Annotated in this window: 19 protein-coding genes; 3 read left to right on the forward strand and 16 right to left on the reverse strand. The window is 44.6% G+C overall.

What is annotated here, in order from left to right; translation table 11 throughout:
* Positions 1-3 precede the first annotated feature (3 nt).
* The 5 genes from O3642_RS08620 to O3642_RS08640 form a co-directional block, all read right to left on the reverse strand.
* Positions 4-1,989, reverse strand: a complete 1,986-nt coding sequence (locus tag O3642_RS08620) for an FtsX-like permease family protein (RefSeq protein ID WP_371605801.1) — start codon at positions 1,987-1,989, stop codon at positions 4-6.
* Positions 1,990-2,748, reverse strand: a complete 759-nt coding sequence (locus O3642_RS08625; RefSeq protein ID WP_006596750.1) for an ABC transporter ATP-binding protein — start codon at positions 2,746-2,748, stop codon at positions 1,990-1,992.
* A gap of 15 nt (positions 2,749-2,763) precedes the next feature.
* Positions 2,764-2,892 carry a hypothetical protein gene (locus O3642_RS08630; protein WP_256263169.1) on the reverse strand — a complete coding sequence of 43 codons (129 nt, stop codon included), beginning with the start codon at positions 2,890-2,892 and terminating at the stop codon, positions 2,764-2,766.
* 115 nt (positions 2,893-3,007) lie between these two features.
* Entirely contained in the window at positions 3,008-3,982 is a 975-nt protein-coding gene (locus O3642_RS08635) for a sensor histidine kinase (RefSeq protein ID WP_371605802.1), read from the reverse strand.
* Positions 3,975-4,652: a response regulator transcription factor gene (locus O3642_RS08640; protein WP_049505925.1), complete on the reverse strand. Its 678-nt coding sequence runs from the start codon at positions 4,650-4,652 to the stop codon at positions 3,975-3,977. The genes O3642_RS08635 and O3642_RS08640 overlap by 8 nt, the downstream gene beginning before the upstream one ends.
* A gap of 147 nt (positions 4,653-4,799) precedes the next feature.
* Here O3642_RS08640 and O3642_RS08645 point away from each other — a divergent pair, with 147 nt between their 5' ends.
* Complete coding sequence (locus tag O3642_RS08645) at positions 4,800-5,984, forward strand: DUF2974 domain-containing protein (RefSeq protein ID WP_371605803.1); 1,185 nt, start codon at positions 4,800-4,802, stop codon at positions 5,982-5,984.
* A 239-nt stretch (positions 5,985-6,223) separates the two neighbouring features.
* Here O3642_RS08645 and O3642_RS08650 read toward each other — a convergent pair whose 3' ends face one another.
* The 3 genes from O3642_RS08650 to O3642_RS08660 form a co-directional block, all read right to left on the reverse strand.
* Positions 6,224-9,502: a pneumococcal-type histidine triad protein gene (locus O3642_RS08650; protein ID WP_371605804.1), complete on the reverse strand. Its 3,279-nt coding sequence runs from the start codon at positions 9,500-9,502 to the stop codon at positions 6,224-6,226.
* 7 nt (positions 9,503-9,509) lie between these two features.
* Complete coding sequence (locus tag O3642_RS08655) at positions 9,510-10,445, reverse strand: metal ABC transporter solute-binding protein, Zn/Mn family (protein WP_155171448.1); 936 nt, start codon at positions 10,443-10,445, stop codon at positions 9,510-9,512.
* A 345-nt stretch (positions 10,446-10,790) separates the two neighbouring features.
* Positions 10,791-12,053, reverse strand: a complete 1,263-nt coding sequence (locus O3642_RS08660) for a DUF6287 domain-containing protein (protein WP_371605805.1) — start codon at positions 12,051-12,053, stop codon at positions 10,791-10,793.
* A gap of 248 nt (positions 12,054-12,301) precedes the next feature.
* On the opposite strand from O3642_RS08660, the gene O3642_RS08665 reads away from it, so the two are divergent.
* Both O3642_RS08665 and O3642_RS08670 read left to right on the forward strand, forming a co-directional pair.
* Positions 12,302-12,823: a DUF2975 domain-containing protein gene (locus O3642_RS08665; protein ID WP_371605806.1), complete on the forward strand. Its 522-nt coding sequence runs from the start codon at positions 12,302-12,304 to the stop codon at positions 12,821-12,823.
* Positions 12,824-12,833: 10 nt separating this feature from the next.
* Positions 12,834-13,040: a helix-turn-helix transcriptional regulator gene (locus O3642_RS08670; RefSeq protein WP_003006064.1), complete on the forward strand. Its 207-nt coding sequence runs from the start codon at positions 12,834-12,836 to the stop codon at positions 13,038-13,040.
* A gap of 348 nt (positions 13,041-13,388) precedes the next feature.
* Here O3642_RS08670 and O3642_RS08675 read toward each other — a convergent pair whose 3' ends face one another.
* The 8 genes from O3642_RS08675 to O3642_RS08710 form a co-directional block, all read right to left on the reverse strand.
* Positions 13,389-14,366 (reverse strand): hypothetical protein, encoded by a 978-nt coding sequence (locus O3642_RS08675; protein WP_371605807.1) that lies wholly within the window; start codon positions 14,364-14,366, stop codon positions 13,389-13,391.
* Between the two features lie 222 nt (positions 14,367-14,588).
* Positions 14,589-16,580, reverse strand: a complete 1,992-nt coding sequence (gene metG, locus O3642_RS08680) for a methionine--tRNA ligase (RefSeq protein ID WP_371605808.1) — start codon at positions 16,578-16,580, stop codon at positions 14,589-14,591.
* 160 nt (positions 16,581-16,740) lie between these two features.
* Positions 16,741-17,433, reverse strand: a complete 693-nt coding sequence (locus O3642_RS08685; RefSeq protein WP_003012031.1) for a phosphoglycerate mutase — start codon at positions 17,431-17,433, stop codon at positions 16,741-16,743.
* Positions 17,434-17,577: 144 nt separating this feature from the next.
* Positions 17,578-18,024: a Fur family transcriptional regulator gene (locus tag O3642_RS08690; RefSeq protein ID WP_195529680.1), complete on the reverse strand. Its 447-nt coding sequence runs from the start codon at positions 18,022-18,024 to the stop codon at positions 17,578-17,580.
* 246 nt (positions 18,025-18,270) lie between these two features.
* Positions 18,271-18,426, reverse strand: a complete 156-nt coding sequence (locus O3642_RS08695) for a hypothetical protein (RefSeq protein WP_004219735.1) — start codon at positions 18,424-18,426, stop codon at positions 18,271-18,273.
* 101 nt (positions 18,427-18,527) lie between these two features.
* Complete coding sequence (locus tag O3642_RS08700) at positions 18,528-18,803, reverse strand: HU family DNA-binding protein (RefSeq protein WP_003006038.1); 276 nt, start codon at positions 18,801-18,803, stop codon at positions 18,528-18,530.
* Between the two features lie 110 nt (positions 18,804-18,913).
* Complete coding sequence (locus tag O3642_RS08705) at positions 18,914-19,747, reverse strand: DegV family protein (protein ID WP_003011558.1); 834 nt, start codon at positions 19,745-19,747, stop codon at positions 18,914-18,916.
* Between the two features lie 89 nt (positions 19,748-19,836).
* Complete coding sequence (locus O3642_RS08710; protein WP_003012337.1) at positions 19,837-20,565, reverse strand: metallophosphoesterase; 729 nt, start codon at positions 20,563-20,565, stop codon at positions 19,837-19,839.
* Positions 20,566-20,574: the final 9 nt, after the last annotated feature.

Below are 20,574 nucleotides of genomic sequence, written 5' to 3' on the forward strand. Positions count from 1 at the left end.
TTCTTAAATCTGCACAATCTTACGGTAGCTCCGAGAGGTGATCCAAAAGACGATCAGGTAGGTGACGAGAAAGACACCACAAACGCTGAGGGTTACGACGAGGACTTGGCCACTATTGATGACACCGAGGACTTTAAGAATGAGGCGGATCATATGGTAGGCAAAGGCCAGGTGGATAAAGGCAAAGATGAGAGGGAGGAAGAAGACGGTCCGCACTTGACGGTTGATGGTCCGTTTGACCTCGTTTTCATCGAGCCCCACCTGTTGGAGGATGACGAAGCGGTCACGGTCTTCATAGCCTTCTGAGATTTGCTTGTAGTAGATGACGATGACGGTTCCGACCATAAAGATCAATGACAAGAAAATACCGATAAAGAAGATGCCACCAAAGAGGCTATTCAACTCTGCCACATCATTGGCTCGGTTGCCTCCATAGATAAATGTTCCTTGGGCCTGTTGGCTACTCAATTCATCGATCATCTTGTCATAGCTGGCTGCCAGCTTGAGTTGCTGGCCTTCGTCAACATTGACATTGAAGCCACCATAAATATTGGTATTGATGGCAAGATCCGGAAACTGAGCGACAAAGGCTGAGAGGTCTGGCACGATCAGGTAGTTGAAATCCTCCGTCAGCATGTTAAACTGATTGGGCACGTGATCGGTGATAAAATCCTTGGTCACTTCTTCCTTGACTTGGAAATCTTTCCCATTGATGGTGAACTGCTTTTGCCCTATCAGAGCCTTGTTATGAGCAAAGAGGATGACTTGGTTGCCGGTCAGATCGACCTTTTCTCCGGTCATTTGCTCATAGCTAGCTGTATCAAAGACCATAAAGACAGTTTTAGGAGTGACGCTGCGTTCATCAGCTGGATAGACGGTGAAATCCGTACCCTTTTGTGATTTGACCCCAAAGTTGGCATAGGTCATCAGATCGCGATTTTTGATCTCAAGATGATGCTCAGAAGCAAATTCATCAAATTTCTGATTAATCTGCTCCAGGTCTACCCCTTTTCCTTGGACTGAGAAATCATGAGGAGCCATGATTTTCTTGACCATTTCGCTACCGACATAGATGTTGGTTGCAGCAGAGATCGTCACCAGCACCATGGTCGAGAGGATGGCAATGGTCGCAAGCCCCACTGCATTTTTCTTCATGCGATAGATGAGGTTAGAAACCGAGATCATGTTGTTGGGTTGGTAATAATAACTCTTCTTTTTCTTAAGAAGGTGCAAGAAGACAGTGATCCCAGCATTAAAGAGCAGGTAGGTCCCGATCATAACCAAGACAACAGCTAGAAAGAAGATCAAAATCGCAGACATGGGGTCTTTGACAGACAAAGCCAGGTAGTAGCCAAAACCGAGAGAGGCTAGGCCCAGGATGGTTTGGGGCCACAAGAAGCGAGCTTTCTTTTCACCACTAGCCTTCTCACGCGTCAACTGCAAGGCATTCAAACGGAGAATGCGCCAAGCATTGAGAAGAATCAAAAGGGCAAAGATGAGACCAAAGGTGACAAAAACTAAGACCACAATCCCAGGTTGGAAGGTGGACACTAGCTGGACCTTCATCTTCATGAGTTTCAAGAGAAAGGCAAAGATCAGCTTGTCAAAAAGGGCTCCAATCAAGACACCGGCTGAGATGGTTAGAAAGCCAAAAAGCAAGAGTTCCTTGAAGATCATGCTGATGAGATGGCGTTTTTCAAGGCCTAGCATGCTGTAGATCCCCAGCTCCTTGGAGCGATTTTTCATGACGAAGCTATTGGCATAGAGCACGATGATAGCTCCCGCAGCATTGACCACGAACAGTCCCAAGACCAGGGTAAATATCATGGGATCTCCCCCTCGAAGCTCATGAATGTGAGGATTAAAGGTCAGGGAGTCAAAGAGGTAGGCGATGGTCACTGCGAGAATGACCGCAATCGCAAAGGGATAATAGAGCTTGCGGTTCTTGATCAGATTGGAGCAAGCTAGTTTAGTGGTTAATCGAAACATCTACTCCACCTCGCTTGCCATGACCGTCAGAGTATCCGAGATTTCTTGGAACATCTGACGCTCCGTCTTTTCTCCGCGGAAAATCTGGTTGTAAAGGATCCCGTCCTTGATAAAGAGCACGCGCTTGGCCCGAGCTGCTGCTGCGGTCGAGTGGGTCACCATGAGAATGGTTTGGCCCATGGTATTAATATCTTCAAAGACATCTAGTAACGCAGCTGAAGACTTGGAATCCAGCGCCCCTGTTGGCTCATCAGCAAGGAGGATTTCTGGCGAGGTGATGATAGCCCGTGCTACGGCTACCCGTTGTTTTTGCCCACCAGAGATTTCGTAGGGATATTTTTCAAGCAGTTGGTGGATGCCCAATTCCCGACTGACGCTATCGACCTTGCTCATCATTTCCTTGACCGGTCTGCGGGAGAGGACCAAGGGCAGAAGGATATTGTCCTTGACAGACAAGGTATCGAGCAGGTTGAAATCTTGAAAGACAAAGCCTAGTTTTTCCCGACGGAAACTGGAGGCATCCTTGTTTTTGATGGTCGAGGTGTCGGTGCCATTGAGGTAGACCCGGCCTTCCGTCGGCTGGTCCAGCATGGCTAGGATATTGAGAAGTGTCGATTTACCGGATCCTGATTCCCCCATGATAGCGACATACTCACCCTTCTCCACGGTGAAGTGGATATCTTTTAGGGCTTCAACCTGCGTTCCTTGGAAGCGGGTTTTGTAGATTTTTTTGATATGTTGAACATCTAGCAATGACATACTTTTCTCCTTTTACTAGTAGATCAAGAAAAATTCTTGGGTTTGTTGTAGGACTTGGAGACCAAATTCCGTCTTTTCCAAATCGGTTTGGTTATTTGGTTTCTTAATCTTTTTGGGTTGTTTCATCCATTTCAAGAGTTTCATTTTCTTGACCTCCTTCATTTGATGAGACTATTGTATAAAAAATAAAAGGCGGCTACCATAACCTAACCTTTCATTTTGACCTTTATTTCTTACATTTTTGTAAGATGGGGAAATCCTAATCCATGACCAACTTCTTCTCTTCAAAGTGAATGGCAACGGTCGTGCCTTGACCGACCTCTGAATGGAGGGTGATCCTGTGGCCCAATTGCTCTGCGATTTTCTTAGATAGATAGAGTCCCAGCCCTGAGGATTGCTGGGTCAGGTGGCCATTATAGCCGGAGAAGCCCCTCTCAAAGACGCGAAGGACATCGCTATTTTTGATCCCAATCCCGCTATCTTTTATATAGAGAGTCTGGTCTTTAAAATAGATTTCAATTCCACCGGTGCTGGTGTACTTGAGGCTATTGGACAAGAGCTGCTCGATGATGACCAGGAGCCACTTGCGATCGGTGATGACCTCCTGCTCCAAATCATGTAGGTCCACGGTCAAGTTCTTTTGGATAAAAAAGAGGGCATACTTGCGGACTACTTCTTTGACCAAGTCTTCTACCGACACGCGCTTTAAGACCAGATCATCATGAAAACTCTCCAGTCGCAGGTACTGCAAAACCAGATTGGCATAGGAGTCAATCTTAAAGAGCTCCTGCTCCATCTGCTGCTTGACAATGGGCGTCTCGACATCTTGGACCAAGAGCTGACTAGCCGCAATGGGCGTCTTAATCTGGTGAACCCAGAGGGTATAGTAATCCATCAGGTCATTGAACTTGGCCTGGGCTGTCTTCCCTTCCTCCAAGCGCGCCTGCTGTTCTTCCGTGTATTTTTCATAAAGGAGGTGTTCCAGTGGTGAGGCAACCTCAACTTCCTCATATAGTGTGGCTTTGCGGTAGTCCCGAAGGGTCATGGCGAAATCCCAGACCAAGACACAGAAGGCAAAAAAGCCAAGCACTAGGGTCGCATAGAGAAAAACCGTCCCCGTCTCTGGAAAGAGATAGGCAAAGACCAAATCAATCATCAAAAAGATGACCAATAGATAGAGTAGGCGCCTGCGGGATACCACATACTGCCAGAAGATCGTTCCAAATTTATTCATGGGTCAACCCGTATCCGATGCCTTTCTTGGTTTCGATGAAGTTTGACAAGCCAGCCTCTTCTAATTTCTTGCGAAGGCGGGCCACATTGACAGACAAGGTATTGTCATCAATGAAGAAGTCGCTATTCCAGAGCTCCTTCATCATGTCATCACGCGCCACGATACTGCCCGCATGTTCAAATAGGACGCGCAGGATCTGAAATTCATTCTTGGTCAGCTTGATGACTTCCCCTTCATACATCAAGTCCGTAGACTTGAGATTGAGGATGGCTCCCCGGTGCTCCAGCAGATTTTGATCCGTGCCAAATTCGTAAGAGCGGCGCAAGAGCCCTTGGACCTTGGCAAGGAGCACATTTTGATCAAAAGGCTTGGTGACGAAGTCGTCTCCCCCCATATTGATGGCCATGACAATATCCATGGCTTGATCCCGTGAAGAAAGAAACATGATCGGAACCTTTGAAACCTTGCGAATCTCTTGGCACCAGTGGTAGCCATTGTAAAGAGGCAGGCCAATATCCATGAGGATCAAGTGAGGGTCACTTTCAACAAAGATCCCGAGGACATCCATAAAATCCTCTACTGCAACCACTTCATAGCCCCATTGTTCCAATAATTGTTTGACCTGTTGGCGGATAATTTCATCGTCTTCCACTAAGAGAATTTTATGCATGGCTTTCTTTCCTTCTTTTTTTCTTCTTCCTATTATAACAGATTAAACAGCAGAGAAAAAGATCGAGCGTAGCCTTCTTAACAGTAAGAGCTTTTTCTACTCCCATTTTTGTGCTATACTGAAAGAAATAAGACACGGGAGGCACAGATGTCAACTATTTTTGATTACCTAAAAGAAGTGACCTACGATTCCATATATGACCGCCCCTTCAAGGAGCTGGATGTCCTCGCATTGACAGAGCTGACCTATCTGCCCTTTGGACACATTGTGCCTCAAGGAGATACAACAGGAATTCCAGTGCGCCTGTCTGATGCGATGGAACTGATCGATCGGACCACCGATTTCATCGTGAGTAACCAGCACCTGCAATTAGTCGATGAGTTGGCTACTTCAAAGCGCTTTAAAAACATCAAACTCCTCAACTACGTCGATGAGTACGATCCCGATGTGCAAAAACAGTTTGCGGCCATGACCTATCGGATTAGTCTGGATACGTATTTGGTCGTTTTCAGAGGGACTGATGACACCTTGATCGGCTGGAAGGAAGACTTCCACATGACCTATATGGACCATGTACCAGCTCAGAAGCGCGCGTCCAGCTACCTGCAACATGTCATGAAGGAATTTCCAAAAGGACGTTTCTTAGTAGCCGGTCACTCCAAAGGGGGCAACCTTGCGACCTATGCTTGCTCGTATCTACCTGATTCCTTATTTGAACGGGTCGACGCGATCTACAGCTACGATGCTCCTGGCCTCAACAAGGCCATTATCGAGACCGAAGGCTACCAGCGCACGTCTCCAAACATTCGTCGCTTTGTCCCTCAAGGGTCCATTGTTGGCATGATGTTGGAAGTGCCAGAACCGACGACCATTGTCAAGAGTCACGCCTTTGGTGGCTTTGCCCAGCACGATGCCTTTACTTGGGAAACTAAGGATTATAGCTTTGTGACCGTTTCTGAAACCAGCCCCGATAGCCAGCAGACCGATCTGACCTTGAAGCAATGGGTTCGCGAAACATCGGCAGACGAGCGCAAGAAGTTTTTTGACACCTTTTTTGGTATTTTTCTGGATGCCGGCATCACTTCCATCAATGATCTAACCGATCTCAAGCAGCTAGCTAAGGCCAAAGAAATCCTCCAAAATGCCCAGGATTTGGATCCAACTGAGCGGGAGATGCTAGAACGATTGGCCAAGCAGCTCATCGATACCCGCTTTCAAGCTTGGAAAAAATGGCAGACGGTTCCCCGCATCCTGGTTCAAATGGCCACATTTTTCAAGCGAAAAAAAGCAGTCGAGCTTTCCTCACCACTGCTCTTAGAACACAAGGAGTGAGGCTCAACTACTGAAAAAAGAGACCACTTCTTCTATTCACTAAAACGCAAAAAGAGGCTGGGACAAAAGTCCTAGCCTCTCAATTATTTTTGGATTGTCGAGCAAGACGCAGTGGTTGAGTGGGCTCTACTACGCTGATTTCATCAGCTTTTACAGCCCTACTCAACTGTGCGGAGGTGGGACGACGAAATCGAATTCTAACGAATTACCGATTTCTGTCCCACTCTCTTTTCTATTTTCTATTGGTTCTGAGGAGATGGAGTATCTGGCGTGCTTGCTTCTGTTACAGCTGCGCTTGCAGGCTCTGTTTCTGTCTCAGTTGTGGCAGGCTTGCTTCCTTCTGAAGCTGCTGCTTCTTTTTCCACCGGAGTTTCTGTAGCGACAGGCGTTTCAACCGTGGTAGCTGGTTTGCCCGCTTCGTTTGCAGATGGCATTGCTGCCAACTCTGCCTGGAAGGCTTGGATGGCCTGTAGTAAGGCTGCTTTATCACTCTTTGGATTAGCCAATTGGTCAAAGAGAGCTTCTAAGCGATCAAATACCGCATCACTAGCTCCCTTGTCCTGCAATTGTTGGTGCAGGGCCATCAATTGGTTATAGAGCTGTTGATAAAGAGCGACATCCCCAATTTGAGGTTCTTCGGTTTGCTTTTGTTTTTGCTTTTCAATGGTATCACTGATTTCGCGTAGAAGTGCTTCCCCACTTGAAATAGCCTTGTCTGGATCGGTCTCATTTTTAAGCTGAGCCAAGCCTGCTTCAAAAGCAGCTCGTTTGCCTTGGTCTTCGACTTGTGGCAAGAGCGACTGGATTTGCTCTGAGAGGGCTGTCAAAATCTTGTTCTGTTGACGTGCTTCTGTCGCCTTATCCAACTCTCCATACAAACCTTTGAGGAAATCATAAACCGCTACGTTGTAGGATGGGGTTTGACTTCCTTTTTGATCCAAAACTGTTTTTTCAATAGGATAGGTTTGGCCTTTTTCTTGAGAGAAGAGCTGGTCAATTGCCTGTTTGGTTTGGTAGAGTTCCATAAAGTGAGACTTGGAATCCCAGGCCTCTTCAAAGGCTTGGGCCCGATAGAGTTTCAAAGCTAGATCTGCTGCCTTGGTGCGCAATTCTGGTGTCAAGCGCGCATCGCTCAAGCTTTGATAGAAGTACTTGAGATAGTCGACCGATGTCACACCCGTCCGATCTTGCATCTCCTGAACAGCTTCTAATAGCTTCCCTTCCTGCTCTAAACGCTTGCTGTCCTTGGCAGCATAGGCTTCCTGCAGTTGAGAGACCAACTCTTCCTTCTTCAATTGGAAGGCTTCTGTGTCTAGCAAGCGCACTTGTTCCAGCAATTCTTGGTAACGACGATCTAGGGCTGTCTCTTCTTTTGGTTTGACCGCTTGGGTCGCATGAATGTACTGCTCATCAACCTGTTTGAGACTGGCTAGATAGCCCTCTGTTGAGTTACTTGGGAAGCTCTTGACATTTTCCAAGAAGTGGCCCAAGATCAGCTCAATCCGTCGTTGTTGCAATGGATCAGAAGCATAGAGACTGCGGCTTTCTGCTAAGAGCTGGTTGACCCTGTCCTCTACAACTTTCTTGTCCAAGTCTCCTTTTTTGTAAGGAGATTGGATGGTTGGAAGACGGTGGGCTAAGTAGTCTGCTAGTCCTGCTGAACGCACCTTGATGTAGTGGTTGTGATCGCCGTGCGGGATGACAAACTGACCATTTTCAATCTGGAGGCTATAAGGAGAAATCCCCGAACGAAGCGCTGTTGCATAGAGTTCATTGATAAAGTCTAGTTCAGGATTGCCAGTTTCAAGTGGGATGCGGACATGTTCCTTCCGAACGGCATAAGGATGGATGTGGGTCGGATCGTATTCTTGGTCTGGATTATTAAAGACAAAGAAACCATTGGAAATCTTAATGGCCTCGCGAGGGACACCGTAGGTCTTGCTGATGTACTGGATCTTTTCCTCATCTGAGGCATCGCGAGAATAGCTGGCAACGTCATCTGTCAGTGGCTGTCCCTTATCCTCTTCTTTCTTACCTGCCAGAGTTGCCTCTGCTGCTGCAATCTCTTGAGGAGAGAGGTCCTTTTTATAGAAATAATGAGCGTGGTTGCCATGAGCGACCATGTAACCGTCCTCGTCCTTACTGATGACCATGTCTGCATGGAAACCATGATCGTGCTCCTCTTCGTGCTCGTGATCATGACTGTCCCCATGTTCATGCTCGTGACTATCTCCGTGTTCATGCTCGTGCTCATGGCCAATTGGTTTTGTACTTGGACTTGAAGGCCGGTTTGGACTTATTTCAGCAGGTGTAGTAGCACCTTGGGCCCGAAGCAGTTGGAATTGCCGCGCCAGCTCACGTTCTAAAGGAGATAGGGAGCTGTAAGGGATAAAGTGGAAATGATCCCCGTGAGGGTAGACAATCCCTTGATCGGTCCACTTGGTAATCTTACTTGGATCAAAGACAGAACCATCAGATTCCACATGACGAGAAGTCAGAGGGGTTTTTTGCAATTCTTCCATCAGATTGCTGAGAGTTGGACTCGGTTTCGAGCTTACAGGTTTAGAAATCGTTGGGGTCGTCTGTGTAAGGGTTGGACTAGCAGACGGCTGACTGCTCGCTTGTTTTCCTAAGCTTGGGGAGGCTTGATTTGGAGTCCCTTGATTCTTACCTGCTTCTACACTTGGGTTTGCGCTTGCTAAGTACGAGCTTCCAGCCTGTTGGCCACTTTGACCGCCTAGGACAGAGAGGGCCGCTGCTAACTCGCCAGCAGATAAGGCACTCTTTGGAATATAATGGTAATGTCCACCATGGGGCACAATGAAGCCGTCTCCTGTATCTGAAATGACATCTCCAGGGCTAAAGACATAACCATCGTCCGTACGATAGCCTCCTCCTGAATGGTTTTTAGCAGTCAGCGTTTCAAGGGTCTTCCCCTCTTTTAGCGCTTGACTTGGCTGACGAAAATCTCGAGTTTTAACCCCTTTGTGCGAGGAGCTCGCCTGCACCGATCCCGTTTCCCCTTCTTCTTTAGCGCCTCCTTTTTGTTGTTGAGCGATCTCTTCGATCGAGCGCACATTGACCGTATGCTGCGCATCCTTTAAGTAGAGATAGTATTTACCAGCGCGTTTAATGATATAGCCATCCTTGACCTTGCTGACAATATCAGCTTCTTGGAGCTGATAAGTTGGATCTCGCAAAATCAACTCCTCACTAAAGATGGCATCAAATGGGACCTTACCACTATAGTAATGAAAATGATCTCCATGAGAAGTGACAAAGCCTTCATCCGTAATTTTGATGACAATCTGCTCCGCTTGAGTCTTTTCCTTGGCATTGACCGCTTCGATGCTGTCTTCCTTTTTGCTGGAGGCAGTCGATGACGCTTTCTTTTCTGCCTGTAGATACTGAATCTGATTCTTTTTCTCTTCCTTAGCTTGTGGTTGCTGACTGAGCGCATAGGCACATAGTCCTATTCCCAAGGTCGCTACCAATCCAATCGTTCCCTTTTTCTTCATTCTTGATTTACTCCTCTAATTCCTTGGCTAAAGTCGCCATATTTTCTTCTAAATTTTCTAATAGATCCTTATCGTTTTGCGGATCGGCTTCCAGTGGATCCAAGACCTTGACACGCGCCCCTGTTGCCTTGGCGATACTATCTGCCACTTTTGACGACGTGTTCTTTTCCACAAAAATCGTTTTCACCTTGTAATCTTTGACAAACTGCTGAATCTCTGCCAATTGCCGGGCGGTTGGTTCCTGCTCAGGGGAAATCCCTGCAATCCCCAACTGCTTGAGACCAAAGCGTTTGGCCAGATAAGAAAAGGCCGTATGCTGGGTCACAAAGGTCTTTTGCTTGGCCTTGTCAAAGACAGGCTGGTAGCGGGCTACTAGTTCCTCACAGCGCTTTTCAAGCTTTTGGGCATTGGCCTGATAGAGCTTCCTATTCTTTGGATCGATCTCTCCCAAGCGCTGAGCGATAATCTTTCCTTCCTCTGCAATTTTCGCAGGGTCCAACCAGGTATGCGGGTCATACAGGTGCTTGGCTTCTTTTCCTTGCCCAGCCTCGACATCCTCTAATCCAGCCACCTTATCAAGTGTCATTCCTTGACTACCTTCGATCACCTGTAACTTAGAACCTTGTAGGTTAGGATCTAAGCGACCGGCCCAAGATTCCAGGGTCTGAGAATGATAGACAAATACATCCGCATCATAGATCTGAGCCACTTCCTTGGTTGAGGGCTCGTAATCATGGATCCCTGCACCGGACTGAACCATCCAGATGTCATTTTGATCCCCAGAGATTTCCTTGACCAGGGCATAGATGGGATAAAAACTCGTGACAATTTTAAGACCTTTTTTAGAAGGGGGCTTGCCTGCATTTACTTGGCTAGCACAACCTGCAAGTAGAAAGAAACCGAGGAACAAGAGTCCCAGCACCTTCATTTTTCTCCTTATCATCCTTCACCTCTTTTTCATTTTCATTAACTAGTTTATTAATCAGTTAATTAACTAGTTAATAATACTGCTAATCATTTGCTTTGTCAAGTCTTTTTTGCATATTTTTCCTTTTAATGCTAGAGACTAACAATTTCCTAGACCCCACGAGCCTTTCTTACCGTAAAAAAAGAGGCTGGGACAAAAGTCCTAGTCTCTCAATTGTCTTTGGATTGTCGAGCAAGACGCAGTGGTTGAGTGGGCTCTACTACGCTGATTTCATCAGCTTTTACAGCCCTACTCAACTGTACAGAGGTGGGACGACGAAATCGAATTCTAACGAATTGCCGATTTTTGTCCCACTCTCTTTTATTGACGGTAGAAATATTGATCAGCTGGGTAGTTTCCTGCAGATTGCGTGAGCACCAGACGTGGCTTGCTGGTGTCAGACTGGTCTCCATCTGGATTTTGGAAGCCAATTTTCAGCAGTCCAATCGCCGCACCGGTCTCACCCATCTTCATTTCAACATAAGGGATCTTGCTCTTCTTATCTGAGTCCGCAACGGCCTTGAGGCTACCTTGGCCCTTGACTTTCCCATCTGCTTGGATGACGATCTCAGCCCCTTTGCCATTGCGCCAGGTTCCAGCTAGGCTTGAGAAATCGCCTCCGTTAATGGCTGCAATATCCAAGTCTTTCTCTTTTTTCGGTTGCGGGTAGGCTTTCCACCACTCTAGATGGTAATCCCGAAAGGCCACATCCCCAAAGAGAATCCGACGTTCTTGCGAAGCCACTCCATCAGGACCTGTCACACCTGCTGGGATCAAGTACAAGATTTGCTCTTGCCCTTGGATCGCAGTCGCATTGGCTCCAGTGAAATAAACTTCATAATAGCCTTTTCGTTTCTTAGGCTCTTTTTCTTTATTGAGCAGGTAACTTGCCCGAGTGCCTCCGCTCCAGAAAGTCCAGCCAGTCTCACCATTTACAATGCTTGGAAAGGCGTTTGTCTTGTTTTGGTAATATTCTTCTGGAGTATAGCCATAAAGTTTAAAGCCGGAATCGGCGATTTCCTTTTCATAAGTATCATTGGAATAAGCACCTTCAAACGGTGAGAGATTGCCATCAAGGACAACATCATTTGGATCTGTCGATTTGAAAAAATCCTCCCGGTTGGCAAAGACCATCTCGTGGTCGGGATTTTTATCGGACATGGTGACCGTAATCAAAGGCTTCTTATCCGTCTTATATTTGAAGACGCGAACAGTGACTGTAAAATCGGTATTGCCATCGGACTTTTTCATCTTGCCTGTCGAAACCTTGTTAGACCCTTCAACCTTCCAATCCGTGCTAAATTCAGCAGCTACCTTACCGTCAGCCGTTTGGTAATCGATCTTCCAGGCCTTGCCTTTTTTCTCGATTTTGGCTTCGTCCCGTTCATTGGAGACATAATCGCCACTCAAGTCAATGGCTTTTTCTTTTGGCTTGGTGACCTTCTTGCTGGTCTGGTTAAATTCCTTTTGATGGTCTGGTTGGATGTTGGAACTAGAGTAGAGATAGACCCCACCGATCAGAACAGCTGCTCCGACCAGTCCCAAAATCGGCCCCAGGTATTTTTTCTTCCATTTTAGATTCATTTTACTACCTCCATGGAATAAGATCTTTACACTAGTATACCCTAAATCGAAAGTATAGTAAAATTCCCCTCTATGTAGTGGTTTCCTAAGTTTAAACTGACCAGTTGTAGCACAGAATACCCGTTTTTCAAAAACAATATTTTGTTTATCATTATTTTTTTATCGTTTTTCGATACTTTTTCGTTGACTATTTTTTTATAAGGAGTATACTATAAGTGAAAAATAAAAAAACTTTAAGGAGGCTTGCGATGAAAAACTCAAAAACCTTAAAAAATGTCATTGAAGTCTTAACGGCTTTCATTTACTTCTGTGGCTTTATGACCCTGGCTGCACTGGTCGTCCACCTGCTTTCCCGCATGGGGCTTTTTAAAGATCTCATTCAATCAGGTCGCTTGTCCTTTGATGTGAATGGCATCCAGCTCTTCCCCAAACATCCGCAACCTCTCTGGCAGTTGCTCTTCCCACTAACCTCCAGTGCTATCTATATTTTTCTTCTCATCACCATTCGCACCTTCCTCCAAAATCTTTACCAAGAAAAGATCTTTTCTCACTCCAACATTGATCTTTGCAACCGAGCTTGGAAGGTCTTGCTGGTTTTAACCTTTATGTCTGGCACACTTGAAACCGGTGGTGATGTTTATCTCCTTCCCTTCACCTTCCAATTCTCCTTTAATTCGGATCTTCTCCTAGCCGTTGCAATTGTCTGGGTCCTTGGCAAAATTTTAGAGAGAGGGATTGAGATCGCAGAAGAAAATGAGCTAACCATTTAAGGAGGTTGCCATGATTATCGTCAATCTAGATGTCATGCTAGCCAAGCGAAAGATGAAATCCAACGAGCTAGCCGACAAAATCGGCATCACCACAGCCAACCTCTCCATCCTCAAAACTGGCAAGGCCAAAGCCATCCGCTTCACCACCCTTGAAGCCATCTGCAAAGAACTCGACTGCCAGCCAGGAGATATCCTAGAATACCGGCCAGATGAATAGGACATATATTTAAAAATATAATTGGAGACCTTCCTTAGGTGAGGACGGACGGTAGCGAATCCCTTTGGGATTCCATACCTAAGATTTGAGCCCACTGTCTCAAATCTTCCGAGAGTCTGAAATGATACCGTTTCAGACTCTTTTCTCACTGCGGAAGTCTCCATTAATATTCATTACTAATAGAACTCATATACCATCCTTATAAAATTCAATGATGGGAACTATATCGACACAAGAAAAGCACTCCCGCGGGAGTGCTTTTTTTCTATAGTGGTCTGTTTAATAACACTAAATCTTATCGATTATTAAAGTTATCTTATTCAATCGAACTTAATAAGTTTTATCAATTTACTCTTCTATAACTTCAGCTTCTTTACGAATCGATTCGAGATCTTGTTCATATTGTTTTGTATCATAATTAATCATCTTAGAAAGTTCTTTTTGCAAGTTCTCTCCCATAGGTTTCATAGTAGCAAATGTCATTCCGCCTGAGATTACACCTGAAACAACTGGTAAAACTTTAGAAACCCCTTTTGCAAAAGTCCCTTTAGTAAGACTAATTCCAAAGATTTTTAGAACTTTTTTCAAAATTGGATAATACATCGTTTTAGTTAAAGCTTTTTGAGGAATTGATTTTAAAGCCTGTTTTCCAATCGCTACTCCACCTGCACGTAAAATTGCAGCAGCTCCTGATACACCCAACATAATTCCCAAGTATAGTAACAATGTATCTTGTGCCTCTTCTGTTAGCTTATCTTTTTCAGACCATAAATATTGGAAACCATAGATATACCCCAGCTCTTGAGCTAATTTTAAAGACATCGCATAATATTGTGCAACATTAGCAGGGATTGTAATTGCCATAGCAACTCCTCCTGGTAATCCCGCTAATACAGATGCTCCGCTTGCCATCAATACATTATCCATAATACATGTTTTCGCAACTTTATCCAATCGTTCTTTGTCAACCATGTTTACTGGACCGTCTAATAGTAGTTGATTCACCTGATCTCTGCTCAATCCTTTTCCAAACTTATCCATAAGAAATTGATTTCGATCAACTTTAACAACTGGTATTTTAGCAACTTGCTCTAATACCTTAATAGCCATATCCTCTGGTCTATCGTTAATTTTCTCTTTTGCACCATTAAATGCTTTACCGATTTCTTTTGAAGTAGTATTTGCGATATCACCTACAACTTTAGTTGTTGTGTTAAATCCATCTCCAACAATTTTCGTTGTGGCATTCACTCCATCTCCAACAACTTTTAAAGTCCCATTTGCAATATCGCCAGCTCCCTTGACAATATCATCCCAAAAAGCCATAACAAATCTCCTAAACTTTTCTTCAAATAATTCTATAGATAAAACAAAATCTATATCTAAATTATCCTACATGGAGATAATTTTGTCAATGGATATATAAATATTTTAAATTCTAGATAAGTAGTATTTACTAGCTAAAACACTAGTGGAAACAGCCTTGAATGGCTGTCTCATATACAAGAAAAGCACTCCCGCGGGAGTGCTTTTTTCTTTCTCTATCGTTTAGCCGATAATGCTTCCATTTGGAACAGATGGATCAACAGTCAAGACCGTTAATTGATCTCCGTGTTCTGCGGAAAGGATCATGCCTTGGCTGACATATTTCTTCATCATCTTCCGTGGTTTGAGGTTGGCCACGATTTGGAGTTTCTTGCCGACCAATTCTTGTTCGTTTGGATAGAATTTCGCGATACCAGAAAGGATTTGACGGTCTTCGCCATCTCCTGCATCTAGACGGAAGCGAAGCAATTTGTCTGATCCTTCGACTCGTTCCACTTCTTTGACTTCTGCTACACGGATTTCAACCTTGTCAAAGTCTTCAAATTTGATCTCGTCTTTTTCAGACTTGAGTTCCACTTCTTCTGGAATCCATTCTTTTTCTTGTGGTTTTCCTGCAGTCATTTGAGATTGGATGTAGGCAACTTCTTCTTCCATGTCGAGACGTGGGAAGATTGGAGTTCCTTTGGCAATCACTGTGACACTTTCAGGGAAGCCTGCTAGGGTCAAGTTTTCAAGATCGAAGTCCAAGCCCAAGCCAAGTTGTTCCATGATGGCATTTGAGGTGTTCATCATAAATGGTTGGATCAAGTGAGCCACGACACGAAGGCTAGCAGCTAAGTGAGCCATGACTGCTGCCAATTGTTCCTTGTCGCCATCTTCTTTAGCGAGAACCCAAGGAGCAGTCTCATCGATGTACTTGTTGGTACGAGAGATGATGTTCCATACGGCTTCCAAAGCGCGTGGGTAATCAACCGCGTTCATTTGCTTGTGGTATTCAGCGATGTTTTCTTCAACTACCTTAGCCAAATCAACATCAAATGCAGTGACATTTTCGACATAAGCCGGAACTTGACCACCAAAGTATTTATTGATCATGGCTATCGTCCGATTAAGGAGGTTTCCAAGGTCATTGGCCAATTCATAGTTGATGCGGGCCACATAGTCTTCTGGTGTGAAGGTACCGTCTGAACCAACTGGCAAACTGCGCATGAGGTAGTAACGAAGTGGATCCAAGCCGAAGCGTTCCACCAACATTTCTGGGTAGATGACATTCCCTTTAGACTTAGACATCTTGCCGTCTTTCATGACAAACCAACCATGGGCAATCAAACGTTCTGGCAATTTAACATCCAACATCATGAGAAGGATTGGCCAGTAAATCGAGTGGAAACGAAGGATGTCTTTTCCGACCATGTGGAAGACGGTTCCGTTCCAGAACTTGTCAAAGTTTTCATGATCTTCTTGACCATAACCAAGAGCTGTCACATAGTTGAGAAGGGCATCAATCCATACATAGACCACGTGTTTTGGATTGGATGGAACTGGCACACCCCAGGTAAAGGTGGTCCGAGATACCGCCAAGTCTTCCAAACCTGGCTCGATGAAGTTTTTCAACATTTCATTAAGACGGCCATCTGGCGTGATGAAATCAGGTTGGGATTTGAAAAATTCCACCAAGCGGTCTTGGTATTTGCTGAGACGAAGGAAATAAGATTCTTCAGAAACCCATTCTACTTCGTGGCCTGATGGGGCTACCCCACCGATAACCTTGCCATTCTCATCACGGTATACCTCAGCCAATTGGCTTTCTGTAAAGAACTCTTCATCAGAGACTGAATACCAACCAGAGTACTCACCAAGGTAGATGTCGTCTTGCACTAGCAAACGTTCAAAGACTTGGGCCACCACTTTTTCATGGTAGTCGTCTGTCGTACGGATGAATTTATCATATGAGATATCAAGTAATTGCCAGAGTTCTTTCACTCCAACGGCCATCCCATCTACATAAGCTTGTGGCGTAATCCCAGCTTCTTCTGCTTTTTGCTGGATCTTTTGACCATGCTCATCGAGACCAGTCAGGTAGAAAACATCGTAGTTCATCATGCGTTTGTAACGCGCCAAGACGTCACAGGCGATCGTTGTATAAGCTGAACCAATATGCAATTTACCAGATGGGTAATAGATAGGGGTTGTGATGTAGAATGATTTTGTCATTTTCTTTTCCTTTCAGGGCTAATGGAACCCAATTTAGTAACACTCTATTATAACATTTTTAGGAGACCCTGAAAACCCAAAACCAGCTAGGATCTAAGGAAGACAAGCAAAAAAGCTGACCGAAGTCAGCTTTTTTTTATGTATAACAAATTATGTTATCTTACTTTCCAAGATAGTATTCTTTTACAACGTTCAATTTTTCGTCAAATTCGAATACCAATGGTGGGAAGTTAGGGATTTCCACGTCCATGATTTCGTCATCTGACAATTGTTTGATGTGTTTAACAAGAGCACGGATTGAGTTACCGTGTGCTCCTACGAATACGTTTTTACCGTCCTTAAGAGCTGGAGCGATTTTATCTTCCCAGAATGGAAGGGCACGTTCCAAAGTAACTTTCAAGTTTTCAGCATCTGGAATCACTGAATCGTCAAGTGAAGCATAACGACGGTCAGTGTGTGCTGAGTGTTCATCATCACGGTCCATTGCAGGAGGCAATACATCGTAAGAACGACGCCAGATGTGAACTTGTTCATCACCAAATTGTTCAGCAGCTTCTGCTTTGTTTTTACCAGTCAAACCACCGTAGTGACGTTCGTTCAAGCGCCATGATTTTTCAACTGGAACCCACAATTGGTCAGAAGCTTCAAGAGCCAAGTTAGTCGTTTTGATCGCACGTTTCAATACTGAAGTATAAGCTTGGTCAAATTCGATACCAGCTTCTTTGATCAATTTACCAGCGTCGATCGCTTGTTGTGTACCTTTTTCAGACAAATCAACATCAGCCCAACCAGTGAAAAGGTTAGCTTTGTTCCATTCAGACTCACCGTGGCGAGCAAAAACCAATTTTACCATTAGATGGATCTCCTTTTTATTCTCCGAGGTTTCCCCCGTTTATCTATTCTATTCTACTAGATTTTTAGTGAAAAATCTAGTGGCGACCATAGAAAAGTGCAATTTCTCACAAAAAAGAGCCTGACGGCTCTGGTTTCTCTCCCATTAATTTTTCTGACAGTCGGGGCAAATGCCATAGACGGTCATCTGGGTCTTGGTGATCTGGTAGCCACTTTGACTCGCTGCTTCTTTGCGAAGATCTGGGACTTCAATGTCCACATCTGCGATACGGCCACATTTTTCACACACCACATTCAAATGGTCATGCCCCATGAAATCAAAATAGGTCGTGGTATCATTGCGAACCTTGATCTCAGAAACAACCCCCTCATCAATCAAAACCTTGATATTGTTGTAGACAGTTGCTAAACTCATGCTTGGAAACTGAGGCAATAAATCACGATAGATCTTCTCAGCGCTTGGATGTTCATGACTCGCCACTAAATAAGAAAGAACTGCTCTGCGGGTATCGGTAATCCGAATGCCCTTAGCACGCAAATTTTGCAAGACTTCTTCCACGCGCTCTTCTTCATGACGATGCAATGCGTTCACTATGATTCCCCCTTTCCAATATGATTTAATCGATTCGTTACCCTTATTATATCATGTTTCAAAATAAATCACTATTTAGAATGCTTTTAATTAAAAAAAATGTCCAGTGGACATTTTTTTCACGAGCCTGAAAATGGAAGAGCGAGTTTTTGTCCGGGGGACATTGATTCACGAGCCTGAAAATGAAAAAGCGAGTTCATGTCCGAGGGACATTGATTCACGAGCCCGAAATAGATTCATCTACTCTCAGCCGATCCAACTGGTCATCCAGCGCACGGTTCCTAGGATCATTTTGACCACGAGGATCATAAAGCAAAATTCCAGTACAAACCACAGCCCTTTCAATAGATACAAAATAGGTCGGATAAACAACAAGGCAAAGAGGCCTAAAATGAATCGCATGGTCTTTTCTCTCTTTCTTTTTTCCTATTATACCCTTATCCTATAGAGCTGTCCAACAAAAAAACCACCCTAGAAATCTAGGATGGCTTTTCAAAATGCAATTATTTAACTGCTTCTTTAAGAGCTTTACCAGCTTTGAATGCTGGAACTTTAGAAGCTGCGATTTTGATTTCTTTACCAGTTTGTGGGTTGCGACCTTTACGAGCTGCACGTTCACGAACTTCGAAGTTACCGAAACCGATCAATTGAACTTTTTCACCTTTTGAAAGGTATTCTGAAACTGCTGCGAATACAGCGTCAACAGCTGCTGCTGAATCTTTCTTAGTCAATTCTGTAGCTTCTGCCACTTTTGCGATCAAATCTTGTTTGTTAGCCATTTAACAAATCCTCCAATTTTTTTTAGGCTTTACGCCTTAACAGTACTATCATATCTAAAAAAAGCCTTTAGGTCAAGTACTAAACCTGTTTTTTTAAACATTTATTTAGCTTATTCGTAGCGCACCAAAACTGCAAATGCATTCTCACCTGTATGGGTTTGAATAATCGATCCAGTTTCGAGAACAGGGATCGCTTTTTCGACGAGTGATTGCAACTGAGCCTTCATTTCATTGGCCCACTCTGGTGTCCCTGCGTAAGAAATCCCGATCTCAGCCACCTTGCTGTGGGATAGTTTTTCTACTAATTCATCCAACCATTTCTTAAAGGTCTTGTTTCCACGTCCCTTGACGATTGGTTCCAATTGATGGTCCTTCATTTCCATTACCACACGGATGTTGAGAAGCGAGCTCAAAAGTCCGGTAACACGGCCAATCCGACCACCTTTAACTAGATTTTCCAAGGTAGATACGCCGATATACAACTCTGTCTTTTCTTTGACTTCTTCAATACGAGCTAAAACGGTGTCTAGATCTGCTCCTTCTTTAGCCAACTTAGCTGCCTCAACCACTTGGAACTTCATGGCTTGGTCTGTAAAGCCACTATCAATCACAGTTACTTCTGCCCCTGACAAGGTTGCCCCTTGACGAGCCGCCTCTACGGTTCCTGACAAGGCATGAGACATATGAATTGAAACGATATGAGCTCCATCTGCTGCTAGGTTTTCATAAATTTCCGCAAAGACTCCAACAGGTGGTTGGCTGGTCTTTGGAAGATTTTTGCTAGACTGCATTAAGCGCAAGAAGTCCCCTTCGCCCAACTCACTGTCGGAATAAAGGACTCCATCCACCATAACAGAAAGTGGCACAATGGTAATGCCATATTCTTCAACCACTTCAGGCTCAATTGTAATAGATGAGTCTGTAACTATTTTAATATTTGCCATATATTTCTATACTCTTCCTAAGAATGTTCTGTTTTCATTATATCAAAAAACACGGGGTTTTGCAGTGAAAGATATCCATTCCTGCTTCCTCAGTCGTCTGCGGCAGAAAAACCTGTATTATGAAGGACATGGTCATGGACGATGCCTTGATCATCCAAGAGCAATCCATGGAGGACTCCACCATAGACAGCGCCCCCATCGACGCCCATCTTCTGATCTGAAATCCAAAGATTTTCGGTACCGACCGGCTCATTGAGCAGTCCATAAACCGGCGTATGGCCAAAGACGATCCATTTTCCTGTATGATTCTCCGCTTCATGGAATGGTTTACGAATCCAGACTTTTTGGTAATCACTGGTTTCCCGCCAATTTTCAAGGGTTAGATCCACACCAGCGTGAACAAAGTAATAGGTCTCTGTCTCGTAGTCAAAGGGCAAACTGCGGATAAAGGCCACCAAGTCAGGGACGGCACTCTCTACGGCTTGTGCATCCGCAATGCCATCCACAGGAGCATCGAGCGGCCGGCCTAAAAGAGAGTTGATGGTCGTATCGCCACCATTTCTTCGATAGTGGTCATAACGCTCTTCTGGATTGTCCAACCAAGCTAAAAACATGTACTCGTGATTCCCAGAAAGGCAGACAGCTCCGTGGTGGTCTACGTAGTCTTTTACGATTTCAATCGATCGTTTGCTGTTTTCGCCTCGATCTATCAAATCCCCTAAAAAGACCAATTGAGCTTTTCCATCCCACTCTGTCATGAGCTCTTCTAGCATTTGTGCTTTTCCGTGAATATCCCCGACTACAAAGTATGTTGACATTGGTTCAAA

It is taken from the genome of Streptococcus sp. 27098_8_66 (genome assembly GCF_041431945.1).
GTDB lineage: Bacteria > Bacillota > Bacilli > Lactobacillales > Streptococcaceae > Streptococcus > Streptococcus dentalis.

Coding starts and splice junctions, on each gene's coding strand:
- O3642_RS08655 (WP_155171448.1), bottom strand. CDS start 10,445: ATGATAAGGAGAAAAATGAAGGTGCTGGGACTCTTGTTCCTCGGTTTC.
- O3642_RS08665 (WP_371605806.1), top strand. CDS start 12,302: ATGAAAAACTCAAAAACCTTAAAAAATGTCATTGAAGTCTTAACGGCT.
- O3642_RS08630 (WP_256263169.1), bottom strand. CDS start 2,892: ATGAAACTCTTGAAATGGATGAAACAACCCAAAAAGATTAAGAAACCA.
- O3642_RS08620 (WP_371605801.1), bottom strand. CDS start 1,989: ATGTTTCGATTAACCACTAAACTAGCTTGCTCCAATCTGATCAAGAAC.
- O3642_RS08705 (WP_003011558.1), bottom strand. CDS start 19,747: ATGGCAAATATTAAAATAGTTACAGACTCATCTATTACAATTGAGCCT.
- O3642_RS08695 (WP_004219735.1), bottom strand. CDS start 18,426: ATGCGATTCATTTTAGGCCTCTTTGCCTTGTTGTTTATCCGACCTATT.
- O3642_RS08670 (WP_003006064.1), top strand. CDS start 12,834: ATGATTATCGTCAATCTAGATGTCATGCTAGCCAAGCGAAAGATGAAA.
- O3642_RS08675 (WP_371605807.1), bottom strand. CDS start 14,366: ATGGCTTTTTGGGATGATATTGTCAAGGGAGCTGGCGATATTGCAAAT.
- O3642_RS08645 (WP_371605803.1), top strand. CDS start 4,800: ATGTCAACTATTTTTGATTACCTAAAAGAAGTGACCTACGATTCCATA.
- O3642_RS08685 (WP_003012031.1), bottom strand. CDS start 17,433: ATGGTAAAATTGGTTTTTGCTCGCCACGGTGAGTCTGAATGGAACAAA.
- O3642_RS08660 (WP_371605805.1), bottom strand. CDS start 12,053: ATGAATCTAAAATGGAAGAAAAAATACCTGGGGCCGATTTTGGGACTG.
- O3642_RS08640 (WP_049505925.1), bottom strand. CDS start 4,652: ATGCATAAAATTCTCTTAGTGGAAGACGATGAAATTATCCGCCAACAG.
- O3642_RS08710 (WP_003012337.1), bottom strand. CDS start 20,565: ATGTCAACATACTTTGTAGTCGGGGATATTCACGGAAAAGCACAAATG.
- metG (WP_371605808.1), bottom strand. CDS start 16,580: ATGACAAAATCATTCTACATCACAACCCCTATCTATTACCCATCTGGT.
- O3642_RS08635 (WP_371605802.1), bottom strand. CDS start 3,982: ATGAATAAATTTGGAACGATCTTCTGGCAGTATGTGGTATCCCGCAGG.
- O3642_RS08700 (WP_003006038.1), bottom strand. CDS start 18,803: ATGGCTAACAAACAAGATTTGATCGCAAAAGTGGCAGAAGCTACAGAA.
- O3642_RS08650 (WP_371605804.1), bottom strand. CDS start 9,502: ATGAAGAAAAAGGGAACGATTGGATTGGTAGCGACCTTGGGAATAGGA.
- O3642_RS08625 (WP_006596750.1), bottom strand. CDS start 2,748: ATGTCATTGCTAGATGTTCAACATATCAAAAAAATCTACAAAACCCGC.